Origin of the sequence: Mycobacterium intracellulare ATCC 13950 (assembly GCF_000277125.1) — a bacterium.
In the GTDB taxonomy this organism is placed as follows: domain Bacteria; phylum Actinomycetota; class Actinomycetes; order Mycobacteriales; family Mycobacteriaceae; genus Mycobacterium; species Mycobacterium intracellulare.
On record NC_016946.1, the window covers coordinates 1,806,631 to 1,818,613 of the forward strand.

Consider the following 11,983-nt stretch of genomic DNA (forward strand, 5'->3'; position numbering starts at 1 on the left):
GCAGTGTTCGAGACAGTATTAGTGGCCAACCGCGGCGAGATCGCCGTGCGGGTGATCCGGACGCTGCGCCGCCTGGGCATCCGTTCGGTGGCCGTCTACAGCGATCCCGACGCCGGCGCGCGGCACGTCCTCGAGGCCGACGAGGCCGTCCGATTGGGACCGGCCGCGGCGCGCGAGAGCTACCTGAACATCGACAAGGTCGTCGAGGCGGCCGTGCGCACCGGATCTCAAGCGATCCACCCGGGGTACGGATTCCTCTCCGAGAACGCCGATTTCGCGGCCGCCTGCGAGCGGGCCGGTGTGGTGTTCCTGGGGCCTCCCGCCCAGGCGATTCAGGTGATGGGCGACAAGATCACCGCCAAGAACGCGGTCGCCGCCTTCGACGTGCCGGTGGTCCCCGGCGTGGCCAAACCGGGGCTGAACGACGACGCGCTGGTCGCGGCCGCCGACGACGTCGGATACCCGGTCTTGATCAAGCCCTCGGCGGGCGGCGGTGGCAAGGGCATGCGCCTGGTCGAGGAGCCGGCCAAGCTGCGCGAGGCACTCGTCAGCGCCCGCCGCGAGGCCGCCTCCGCGTTTGGCGACGACACCTTGTTTTTGGAGCGGTTCGTGTTGCGCCCCAGGCACATCGAAGTGCAGGTGCTCGCCGACACGCACGGCAACGTCGTGCACCTCGGCGAGCGGGAGTGCAGCCTGCAGCGGCGCCACCAAAAGGTCATCGAGGAGGCGCCCTCGCCGCTGCTCGACGAGGCCACCCGGGCGCGCATCGGCGCGGCCGCCTGTAACACCGCGCGCAGCGTCGACTACGTCGGCGCGGGCACGGTCGAGTTCATCGTCTCCGCCGAGCGTCCCGACGAGTTCTTCTTCATGGAGATGAACACCCGCCTGCAGGTGGAGCATCCGGTCACCGAGGCCGTCACCGGGCTGGACCTGGTGGAGTGGCAGCTGCGGGTCGCCGCCGGCGAGAAGCTGACGTTCGCCCAGGACGACATCGAACTGCGCGGGCACGCGATCGAGGCGCGGGTGTACGCCGAGGATCCGGCGCGCGGATTCCTGCCCACCGGAGGCCGGGCGCTGCGGGTCTTCGAACCCTCCGGCGACGGCGTGCGGGTCGACTCGTCGCTGCTGCCCGGCACGCTGGTCGGCAGCGACTACGACCCGATGCTGAGCAAGGTGATCGCCCACGGGGCCGACCGGGACGAGGCGCTGGCGACACTCGACCGGGCGCTGAGCCAAACCGCGATCCTGGGCGTGCAAACCAACATCGAATTTCTGCGGTTCCTGCTCGCCGACGAGCGGGTACGCGCCGGCGACCTGGACACCGCCCTCCTGGACGAGCGATTGGCGGACTTCGCGCCGCTGCCCGCCCCCGACGACGTGCTCGCGGCGGCCGGGCTCTATCGGCAATCGGCCCTGGCGTCGCGGGCGCGCCACTTCGCCGGCAATCCCTGGGCGGCGCCCACGGGATGGCGCGTGGGCGGCAGCGCGGCGCCGGTTCGCACCGACATGCGCACCCCGCTGCGCAGCGAGACCGTGTCGGTGTGGGGGCTTCCCGAGGCCGCCACGGTGCAGGTCGGCGACGGGGAAACCTGTTCGGCCGCTGTGCAAGTCGAGCCGGCACGAATGAGCGCGGTGATCGACGGCCTGCGCCGCGACTACCGGTGGGCCGAAGCCGACCGGCACCTGTGGATCGCCGACGAGCGGGGCACCTGGCACCTGCGCGAGGCCGAGGAGAACAAGATCCATCGCGCCGCGGGCGCGCAGCGGGCCGAGATCCTCAGTCCGATGCCGGGCAGCGTGATCGCCGTCCAAACCCCCTCCGGCACCGACGTTTCCGAAGGCGACGTGGTGGTCGTCGTCGAGGCGATGAAGATGGAACACTCGCTGGCCGCACCCGTTTCCGGGCAGGTGGAGGTGCTGGTCTCCGTGGGTGATCAGGTGACCGTGGATCAGGTGCTGGCCCGGCTGATCCCGGAAGAAGAAAGCAAGGACGAGACATGACCACATCCATAACCGCGGGGACCCTCCCCAAGGAATACGAGGACCTGCGCGACACGGTCGCCGAGTTCGCGCGCACCGTGGTGGCCCCGGTGTCGGCCAAACACGATGAGGAGCACAGCTTTCCGTACGAGGTCGTCGCGAAGATGGGGGAGATGGGCCTGTTTGGCCTGCCGTTCCCCGAGGAGTACGGCGGCATGGGCGGCGACTACTTCGCGCTGTCGCTGGCGCTCGAGGAACTCGGCAAGGTCGACCAGTCGGTGGCGATCACGCTCGAAGCCGGTGTGGGTTTGGGCTCGATGCCCATCTACCGGTTCGGTACCGAGGAGCAGAAGACCAGGTGGCTGCCGGACCTGACAGCCGGCCGGGCGCTGGCCGGCTTCGGGCTCACCGAGCCCGGCGCGGGCTCCGACGCGGGCGCGACCCGCACCACCGCCCGCCTCGAGGGCGGTGAGTGGGTGATCAACGGCAGCAAGCAGTTCATCACCAACTCGGGCACCGACATCACCTCACTGGTCACGGTCACCGCGGTCACCGGCAGCGTCGGGGGAGACAAGAAAGAGATCTCGACGATCATCGTGCCCAGCGGCACACCGGGTTTCACCGTCGAACCGGTCTATAGCAAGGTGGGCTGGAACGCGTCGGACACTCATCCGCTGAGCTTTGCCGACGCCCGGGTCCCGGAGGAGAACCTGCTGGGCGAGCGTGGACGGGGCTATGCGAACTTCCTGTCGATCCTGGACGAGGGCCGCATCGCGATCGCCGCGCTGGCGACGGGGGCGGCGCAGGGCTGCGTCGACGAGAGCGTCAAGTATTCCAAGGAACGTCAGTCGTTCGGCCAGCCGATCGGCTCGTACCAGGCGATCAGCTTCAAGATCGCGCGAATGGAAGCGCGTGCCCACGTCGCCCGCACGGCGTATTACGATGCCGCTGCAAAGATGTTGGCGGGCAAGCCCTTCAAGAAGGAGGCGGCCATCGCGAAGATGATCGCGTCGGAAGCGGCGATGGACAACGCCCGCGACGCAACGCAGATCCACGGAGGCTATGGCTTCATGAACGAGTACCCGGTGGCGCGTCACTACCGCGACAGCAAGATCCTCGAAATCGGTGAGGGCACCACCGAGGTGCAGCTGATGCTCATCGCGCGATCGCTCGGACTGTCATGACGGACGGCAACGAGGGCGGCAAGTCGGTTGTCCAGCGGGGCTTGTGGTTTGAAGAGTTCGAGATCGGCACCACGTACCTGCACCGCCCCGGCCGCACGGTCACCGAAGCCGACAACGTCTTGTTCACCACGCTGACCATGAACACCCAGTCGCTGCACCTCGACGCGGCCTGGGCGGCCGAGCAGCCGGGCTTTCGGGGCGAGCGCCTGGTGAACTCCATGTTCACCCTCTCCACCGTGGTCGGACTGTCGGTGTCGCAGCTGACGCTCGGCACCATCGTGGCCAATCTCGGCTTCTCCGAGGTGTCCTTCCCCAAACCCGTCTTCCACGGCGACACCCTGTACGCCGAAACCGTGTGCACGGCCAAGCGGGAATCGAAGAGCCGGCCCGGCGAGGGCATCGTCACCCTCGAGCACACCGGACGCAACCAGCACGGCGACGTCGTCGCGCGCGCCGCGCGCACCACGCTGGTCCAGAAACGCCCGTCCAACCAGGAGGCCAAGTGAACCTGCACGCCGCCGGCCCCGGATGGCTGTTCTGCCCGGCCGACCGGCCCGAACGTTTCGCGAAGGCCGCGGCCGCGGCCGACGTGGTGATCCTCGACCTCGAGGACGGGGTGGCCGAGGCGGACAAGCCCGCCGCCCGCAAGGCGTTGCAGGAGACGCCGCTGGACCCCGAGCGCACCGTTGTGCGCATCAACGCCGCCGACACCGACGAATACCCCCGCGACCTCGAGGCCCTGGCCGCGACCGCCTACACCACGGTGATGCTGTCCAAGACGGAATCGGCGGCGCAGGTGGAAGCGTTGGCGCCGCGCGAGGTGATCGCGCTGCTGGAGACGCCGCGCGGCGCGGTCTTCGCCACCGAAATCGCGGCGGCCCGGGGCACGGTTGCGCTGATGTGGGGCGCCGAGGACCTGGTCGCCACGCTCGGTGGTAGCTCCAGCCGCCGGGCCGACGGCACGTACCGGGACGTCGCCCACCATGTGCGGTCGACGGCGCTGCTCAACGCGTCCGCCTTCGGCCGGGTGGCGCTCGATGCGGTCCACCTGGATATCCGCGACCTCGACGGCTTGCGGGCCGAGGCCGAGGACGCCGTCGCGCTGGGGTTCGGCGGGACCGTGTGTATCCACCCGAGCCAGATCCCGGTGGTGCGCGAGGCGTATCGCCCCAGCGAGGACCGGCTGGACTGGGCGCGACGGGTGCTGGCGGCCGCGCGCAGCGAGCGCGGGGTCTTCGCCTTCGAAGGACAGATGGTCGACTCGCCGGTGCTCAAGCACGCGCAGATGACGTTGCGCAGGGCGGGTGAGACCGTCCCCGGCTGACCGTTTGATGGCTGTGCAGCGACACGTCGTTTGGGGCTCGCGCGACACGCTCCGCAGTCTTCGCAATCAACGCAGTGTCTTCTCATTTGAGGGCATAATGGGAAATACGCCAGTGTCGCGGCGAGCGAAGCCTTTCGTGTAGCTGGCGATCGACTTCCGCTCGCGGTAGGTCTCGGCTGACCGTTTGCTGTGACCCGCTGTGGCTCGCGGGGCCACGCGGCACCCAGCGAGGGAGGCGGTGTGGCGCAGATGTCTTCGATGCCCATGGCGGTCGACCTCGAGCCGGTCCAACTCGTGGCCGCCGATGGCTCGCCGACACCCGAACGCCGTTATGGCCGCGACCTTCCCGCGGAGACGCTGAGTTGGCTCTACGAGCTGATGGTGATCACCCGGGAACTCGACGCCGAATTCGTGAACCTCAAGCGCCAAGGCGAACTGGCGCTCTTTGCGTCGTGCCGCGGTCAGGAAGCCGCCCAGATCGGTGCGGCGGCGTGCCTGCGCAAAACCGACTGGTTGTTCCCCCAATATCGCGAGCTGGGCGCCTTTTTGGTGCGCGGCATCCCGCCCGGGCACGTCGGGGCCGTGTGGCGCGGAACCTGGCATGGCGGCCTGGAATTCACCAAGAAGTGCTGCGCCCCGCTCTCGATTCCGATCGGCACCCAGACCCTGCACGCCGTGGGCGCCGCGATGGCCGCGCAACGGCTGGGCGAAGATTCGGTGACGCTGGCCTTCCTCGGTGACGGCGCCACCAGCACGGGAGACGTGCACGAGGCGCTGAACTTCGCCGCCGTGTTCACCACGCCCTGCGTGTTCCTCGTGCAGAACAACCAGTGGGCGATCTCGACGCCGGTCCACAAGCAGACCGCCGCACCGTCGCTGGCGCACAAGGCGATTGGTTACGGCATGCCCGGAGTCCGGGTAGACGGAAATGACGTCTTGGCCTGCTACGCCGTGACGGCCGAGGCCGCCGCCCGTGCCCGCGCCGGCGGCGGCCCGACATTGATCGAGGCGATCACCTACCGGATGGGCCCACACACCACCTCCGATGACCCGAGTCGATACCGGACGCAGGACGAGGTCGATCACTGGGCGGCGCTGGACCCGATCGCGCGGTACCGCTGCTACCTGCGGGCCCAGGGCCTGTGGTCGGAACGCTTGGAGGAACGGGTCATTGGCCGCGCACAGCGGATGCGCACCGAATTGCGCGACGCGGTGGTCGATGCGCCCGATTTCGACATCGACGAGGTGTTCACCTCGGTGTACGCCGAAATCACGCCGGGACTGCAGGCACAGCGACAGCAGCTTCGGGCCGAACTCGACCGAAGCGATTGAGAGGCGTCAATGACTCAGCTCGCTGATCGTCCCACCGGCCACGACGAAACACTCACGGCGGCAGTGGAAAACGTTGCCCTCGGTGCGCAGTCGCTGACCATGGTCCAAGCGCTCAACCGGGCCCTGCACGACGCGATGGCGGCCGACGACCGGGTGTTGGTGTTCGGCGAGGACGTCTCCGTCGCCGGTGGGGTGTTCCGGGCCACCGAGGGACTGGCCGAGGCGTTCGGCGAGAGCCGCTGCTTCGACACGCCGCTGGCGGAGTCCGCCATCATCGGGATCGCGGTGGGGCTGGCGCTGCGCGGATTCGTGCCCGTGCCCGAGATTCAGTTCGACGGGTTTTCCTATGCGGCCTTCGACCAGGTGGTCAGCCACCTGGCGAAGTACCGCACCCGCACCCGCGGCGAGATCAATATGCCGGTGACCGTCCGCATCCCTTCGTTCGGGGGAATCGGTGCCGCAGAGCATCATTCGGATTCCACCGAGTCGTACTGGGCGCACACCGCCGGCTTGAAGGTGGTGGTGCCTTCCAGCCCCGCCGATGCGTATTGGCTGCTGCGCCACGCGATCGCCTGCCCGGATCCGGTCATGTACCTGGAACCGAAGCGACGCTACCAGGGCCGCGGCTTGGTCGACGCCTCCCGGCCCGAACCACCGATCGGGCGAGCGATGGTGCGCCGGCAGGGCACCGATGTCACCGTCGTGACCTACGGCAGCCTGGTCGGCACCGCCGTGGTCGCGGCGGAAGAGGCTCAGCGCCAACGGGGTTGGAGCCTGGAGGTCATCGACCTGCGCTCGTTGGTGCCCCTGGACTTCGACACCGTCGCCGCGTCGATCCACCGGACCGGGCGCTGCGTGGTGATGCACGAGGGACCCCGCAGCCTGGGGTTCGGCGCGGAGCTGGCCGCCCGCATCCAGGAGGAGATGTTCTACGAGCTGGAGGCGCCGGTGTTGCGCGCGTGCGGATTTGACACCCCCTACCCGCCTGCGCGGTTGGAGAAGTGGTGGCTGCCCGGCCCCGACCGGCTGCTGGACTGCGTCGAGCGCGCGTTGGAACAGCCGTGAGCGCCCCGTCCGCGCAGGAGCGGGTCAAGCCGTTTCGGGTCCCCGACCTCGGCGAGGGGCTGGAAGAGGTGACGGTGACGCATTGGAACGTCGCGGTGGGTGACGACGTCGAGCTCAACCAGGTGTTGTGCACGGTGGAGACCGCCAAGGCCGAGGTCGAGATCCCCAGCCCGCACGCCGGACGGGTCGTCGAAACCAACGGCGCCGAAGGCGATGTGCTCAAGGTGGGGGAGGTGCTGGTGCAGATCGACACGACACCGCGCAGCGACGACCCACCGGCGGCTGAAACGGCGCCGCCCACACTGGTCGGCTATGGCGCCGATGCCGGCGTCGACAGCAGCCGGCGGAGCGGCCGCCCGCTGGCCGCCCCTCCGGTGCGCAAACTGGCCAAAGAATTGATGGTCGACCTGGCCTCGTTACCGCACCGCCCCGGTGCCGTCATCACCCGCGAGGACGTGCTGTCGGCGGCCGGCGGGACCGGGAACGGCGCCGATGTCCGATCGGTTCGTGGCGTGCAGGCCCGGATGGCAGAGAAAATGGCCCTGTCGCACAAGGAGATTCCGCCGGCGAACGTCACCGTCGAGGTGGACTGCACCGAGTTGGTGCGGCTGTCCGATCGACTCGGCGCGACGGACCACAAGATCACACCCTTCGTGCTGACCTTGCGGCTGCTGGTCATCGCGTTGCGGCACAACGAGATCCTGAATTCGGCCTGGGTGGAGTCCCCGCAGGGTCCGCAGCTGCGCGTCGAACACCGAGTGCATTTGGGCATCGCCACGGCCACCGAACGCGGTCTGCTCGTCCCGGTCCTCGCCGACGCCCACGCCAAGACCACCCGCGAATTGGCCGCTCGCGCAGCAGAATTGATCGCCAGCGCGCGTGCGGGCACCCTGACGCCGGGTGAGTTGCGGGGCTCGACGTTCACCGTCTCGAACTTTGGGGCGCTGGGTGTGGACGATGGCGTACCAATGATCAACCACCCCGAAGCGGCCATCCTCGGGATGGGAGCGATCAAGCCGCGACCGGTGGCCCTCGGCGCCGAGATCGTGGTGCGCCCGACGATGTCGCTGACCTGTGTGTTCGACCATCGCATCGCCGATGGCGCACAGGCGGCCCGATTCGTCTGCGAGTTACGGGATCTGATCGAGTCACCCGAAATCGCGCTGCTCGATTTGTGACCCGTCGGTCCGCCGGCTACCTGCGTTGCGCGGCGGCCAATCGCTGTGCGAATTCGGGTGATTGGATCGAGTGCGCCTGCGGCCCAAGCTCGGCGCGCATGGCTTGCTGGTGTTGCTCGTGGTCCAGCGAACCCGGACTGATGGTGGCGCGCATGGTCGCCTTGGTCGCCAGCACGACCTCGCGCGGCGCGCCCGCCGGCCCGGCGGCGAGCTCCAGCGCCGCGGCCACCGGATCGTCGGCGACACTGAGCGCCAGGCCATGGCGCACCGCGGCCTCGGCGTCGAAGCGCATGCCGAACAGCAGGGCCGCGCGGGCGGCCTGCGGCCCGACCGCGCGCTGCAACATCCACGTCGCACCGCCGCCCGGGTGGAGCCCCAGCTTCTGGAACCGCGCATCGAACAGCGCCGCGGGTCCGGCGATGCGCACGTCGGCGGCCAGGGCCAGATTCAGACCGGCGCCGACGGCCGCCCCGTTGACGGCGGCGATGGTGGGCAGCCGGCAACTACCGATGGCCATGAAGCCGTCGTACAGCTGCTGCAGGCCGGTTTCGGCCGCCCCGCCGCCGGCGGCGCCCAGGGCGCTGAGGTCGGCTCCCGCGCAGAACGCCTTGCCGGCCCCCGTGACCACCACCGCGTGCACGTCGTTATCGGCTTCGACCCGCTCGACGGCGTCGCGCAGCAGCCCCGACATCTCGGCGGTCACCGCGTTGCGCCGGTCGGGATCGTTGACCGTGATGAGCGCGACGCGGTTGTCGATATCGAGCAACACCAGATCGGACTGGGCCATGTCGGGCACCTCCGGCTTGGGGTTGGTTTGCGGGACCGTCTGCCCGCCGGTTCGTTCGGCGGCGGAGTGACGGGCGAGGTAAGGGTACTGCGCGGCCGGTTGTCCGGCTCGGCCGGTGTGAGCGCGATTACCGACGGACGCGCGAGAAAGGGCGCTACGAAGAACATCGGCGATCGGTCGTATTGGACGTCTCGGCGGTTGAACGCCATTCACCGCCGAGCCGAGTTCGCCGGGCCCGAAGCGGTGCGACGTGCCAATCTTCGCCGGTGCGACAGGGAAGTCGGAATCTACAACTAATGCTGTGTTTATGAAAACGTTATCTGCAACTTCTGGGACTCTTCGTCCAATTTCCGGAATGACCTGCGCAAACGCATGACCTGCCCGGCCATTGGGCCCTGGGACCCGGGCGGACATGCGGGAGACTAGGACTCCGGTTTCGCCAACTTCTTGGCCAGCTCGTCGAGTTCGGCTTGACGCTCACGCACCGCACACGCCCGCTGATCGAAGCCCGCCCCCTGGAGGACGGTCCTCGGCGTGGCATTGCTACGCAACTTGATGTTGGCGTAATGGATTGCCGCATCGATCATTTCGATGTAGCGCTCCGCCTCATTCTCCGAGCAGGAGCCCTCGATCCGCTGGACTTCGTCCCAGCACGGATAGGAGGAATACCGCGCGTCGAGTTGCTGCTGTGATACCTGAGATCCGAAGTAACATCGCCAATCTCGGCTCAGCCAGCCCCTCGTTTTCACTTCGACTTTGATTCGACTTCCTACGCCGGCTATGAACCTCGGCTCTCCGACACGGACTACCGGCTGCCAGTCATTCGACGCCATATATCGCCAACCCCTCGAAGAGAAGACGCCCTAACTAATGATCTCCCCGAGGGCGTCAACTGCTCGTCACGACACGCTGCTCCCAGAATACTGAATCTGCAAACTTTGGATAGTCACTTTGACCAAGCCCGGTCGTCCGGTGGTATGCGGTCGGGCCGAATAGCCATTACCGCCGGTTCTAACGGTGCGTTCTGTGGCCGTTGATTTCCCCCCTAAATAGCGTCGTGACCTGCATCACCGCGCCAATCGACCGGGAATGTTCGACCGGTGCGGCGACGCATGACGCGTCCGGCCCCGCGCAATCCCGCTCTTACTCGAAAGCGAGAAGCTGGGCGGCAGTATGTCGCGGCCCACTGACCTCACAACGGTAAGTGGCGCAACAGGTTTTGGTCACGCCCGGCCGCCCCGCTCCGGCGGGATTTTCTGCCGTTTCTGCCAAACACCACCGCGGGGAACGCCGGCCGGGCATACGCTTTCCGGTTATGACCAGGGGGAAGAAAGTTCTGTTCGCGCTGGTCCTCGTATTCGCCGTCGCAACGACGTCGGTGAGCTGCTTACCCATTGACATACCCACCTGCCCGGCGGGCGGCGGTCCGGTCGGCTGCTGATCACCTGCGCTGTAAGGCCGGGGCCACCCCGTCGTCACGTGCTGTCGACGTAGCGGGATTCCCTGCGCCGCCCGCGGATTTGCCTGCCTGCGCCCCCGGCAGGATTCGAACCTGCGACCTAGGGATTAGAAGGCCCTTGCTCTATCCACCTGAGCTACGGAGGCAATGTGCAGGTCAGTCTATCCAACCGCACCCCCCGGCCCGATTCCCCGCCGCCACGCGCACGAAAAGCCTTCCCGCGCCGCGTTTATCGGTTATCGTGATGGACCTCGACACACGTACAACATCGGCCGGCAATCGGCCGTTAACCGCAGCGAGGCGTGTGCCTGACGTCGAGAGGTGACGTTGTCATGAGCGTGGCCAGTGACCTGACTTCGCGCTGTTCGTGGGCCGGCGCCCAGGCATCACGCCTGGCGGCCGACGCCAAAGTCGCCTATCGGGCCGGCAGCCTGCTGCTGCGAGGCGGCCCACTCGCGCTGGGCTTTTTCACCGGCTGGCTCTTCACCGAGTTCCCGCCGCACGTCGTCACCGGTCATGCGCTGTCGCGGGTCGCGCATCCGTCGATCGGACGGGTCGGCAAGACGTTGGCCGCCCAGCGGGCGGATCAAACCCTCACCACCGCGCTCGAGGAGGCCTTCGGCCCCGGCTTCCGTGAACAGGTATGCCACCCGACCACCGTCGGGACCGTATGTGCCCCCCGCAGTGGCCTGTTGGGCAGGCCCGGGCCCCACCGCCGGTATGCGGCACAGACTTCCGACATCTCCTACGGCCCCCGCGGCCGCGACAACCTGCTCGACATCTGGCGGCGCGACGACCTGGCCCCCGGGTGCCGGGCGCCCGTGCTCATCCAGGTGCCGGGCGGGGCATGGGCGCTGAACGGCAGGCGCCCGCAGGCCTACACGCTGATGAGCCGCATGGTTCAACTCGGCTGGATCTGCGTGTCGATCGACTACAGCAAGAGCCCGCGCAGCGCCTTCCCCGCGCATCTCATCGACGTCAAGCGGGCGATCGCATGGGTCCGGGAGAACATCGCCGACTACGGCGGCGACCCCGACTTCATCGCGATCACCGGCGGGTCTGCGGGCGGGCACCTGGCCTCCCTGGCGGCGCTCACCCCGAACGACCCCGATTTTCAGCCCGGTTTCGAAGACGCCGGCACCACCGTCCAAGCGGTCGCCCCCTACTACGGCGTCTACGACTTCACCGACTTCGACAACATGCACGAACTGATGCTGCCGTTCCTGGAGCAGTTCGTCGTGAAGGCCCGCTACGCCGACGAGCCGGAGCGGTTCACTGCGGCGTCGCCGATTTCCTATGTGCACCCCGACGCGCCACCGTTCTTCGTGCTGCACGGTGAGAAAGACGAACTGGTTCCCAGTGGCCAGGCCCGCGCCTTCTGCGCGGCGCTGCGCGGGGCCGGTGCCGCCACGGTGGCGCACGCCGAACTCGCCAACGCCCATCACGCTTTCGACATCACCCCGACGGTTCGGTCGCGGCTGGCCGCCGACGCGGTCGCCGACTTCCTGGGTGTCGTCTACGGGCGGCGCGTCAGCTCGGTCCTGGATTCGCTGCCGCTGTCGGCCACTTCCGCCAGCTGACGGCCGGCTGAGCGCACGCTGCAGTCCTCGCATCTCCTTTCACCAGCGGGGTAACCCGACTAGCGTTGTGGTGACCATCAGGGTTCGCGGACCA

General features: G+C 68.1%; 10 protein-coding genes and 1 tRNA gene. 8 read left to right on the plus strand and 3 right to left on the minus strand.

Annotation, left to right across the window (positions count from 1 at the left end; all coding sequences use genetic code 11):
• The first annotated feature begins 3 nt into the window (after positions 1–3).
• The 7 genes from OCU_RS33605 to OCU_RS33635 all read left to right on the plus strand — a co-directional run bounded on the left by OCU_RS33605 (position 4) and on the right by OCU_RS33635 (position 8,063).
• Entirely contained in the window at positions 4–2,001 is a 1,998-nt protein-coding gene (locus tag OCU_RS33605; protein ID WP_029385533.1) for an acetyl-CoA carboxylase biotin carboxylase subunit, read from the plus strand.
• A complete protein-coding gene (locus OCU_RS33610) occupies positions 1,998–3,164 on the plus strand; it encodes an acyl-CoA dehydrogenase family protein (RefSeq protein ID WP_008255120.1) in 1,167 nt (388 codons plus the stop codon). The genes OCU_RS33605 and OCU_RS33610 overlap by 4 nt, the downstream gene beginning before the upstream one ends.
• Entirely contained in the window at positions 3,161–3,670 is a 510-nt protein-coding gene (locus tag OCU_RS33615) for a MaoC family dehydratase (protein WP_009957496.1), read from the plus strand. The genes OCU_RS33610 and OCU_RS33615 overlap by 4 nt, the downstream gene beginning before the upstream one ends.
• The gene (locus OCU_RS33620; RefSeq protein WP_009957494.1) at positions 3,667–4,488 is read left to right on the plus strand and encodes an HpcH/HpaI aldolase/citrate lyase family protein; all 822 of its coding nucleotides are present in this window, start codon (positions 3,667–3,669) and stop codon (positions 4,486–4,488) included. Before OCU_RS33615 ends, OCU_RS33620 begins: the two co-directional genes overlap by 4 nt.
• A 249-nt stretch (positions 4,489–4,737) precedes the next feature.
• Positions 4,738–5,820: a pyruvate dehydrogenase (acetyl-transferring) E1 component subunit alpha gene (gene pdhA, locus OCU_RS33625; protein WP_193375145.1), complete on the plus strand. Its 1,083-nt coding sequence runs from the start codon at positions 4,738–4,740 to the stop codon at positions 5,818–5,820.
• 9 nt (positions 5,821–5,829) lie between these two features.
• Positions 5,830–6,885 carry a 3-methyl-2-oxobutanoate dehydrogenase subunit beta gene (bkdB, locus tag OCU_RS33630; protein WP_014379657.1) on the plus strand — a complete coding sequence of 352 codons (1,056 nt, stop codon included), beginning with the start codon at positions 5,830–5,832 and terminating at the stop codon, positions 6,883–6,885.
• The gene (locus OCU_RS33635; protein WP_009957491.1) at positions 6,882–8,063 is read left to right on the plus strand and encodes a dihydrolipoamide acetyltransferase family protein; all 1,182 of its coding nucleotides are present in this window, start codon (positions 6,882–6,884) and stop codon (positions 8,061–8,063) included. The genes bkdB and OCU_RS33635 overlap by 4 nt, the downstream gene beginning before the upstream one ends.
• A gap of 16 nt (positions 8,064–8,079) precedes the next feature.
• Here the strand turns inward: OCU_RS33635 and OCU_RS33640 are convergent, their stop codons facing one another.
• The 3 genes from OCU_RS33640 to OCU_RS33650 all read right to left on the minus strand — a co-directional run bounded on the left by OCU_RS33640 (position 8,080) and on the right by OCU_RS33650 (position 10,455).
• On the minus strand, positions 8,080–8,850 hold the full coding sequence (locus tag OCU_RS33640; protein ID WP_036458548.1) for an enoyl-CoA hydratase: 771 nt from the start codon (positions 8,848–8,850) through the stop codon (positions 8,080–8,082).
• Between the two features lie 422 nt (positions 8,851–9,272).
• The gene (locus tag OCU_RS33645; RefSeq protein WP_026071477.1) at positions 9,273–9,683 is read right to left on the minus strand and encodes a hypothetical protein; all 411 of its coding nucleotides are present in this window, start codon (positions 9,681–9,683) and stop codon (positions 9,273–9,275) included.
• A gap of 698 nt (positions 9,684–10,381) precedes the next feature.
• Positions 10,382–10,455: transfer RNA gene (locus OCU_RS33650), tRNA-Arg, on the minus strand.
• A 186-nt stretch (positions 10,456–10,641) separates the two neighbouring features.
• Between OCU_RS33650 and lipQ the strand changes: the two genes are divergently transcribed.
• A complete protein-coding gene (lipQ, locus tag OCU_RS33655) occupies positions 10,642–11,889 on the plus strand; it encodes an esterase LipQ (RefSeq protein ID WP_014382165.1) in 1,248 nt (415 codons plus the stop codon).
• Positions 11,890–11,983 lie beyond the last annotated feature (94 nt).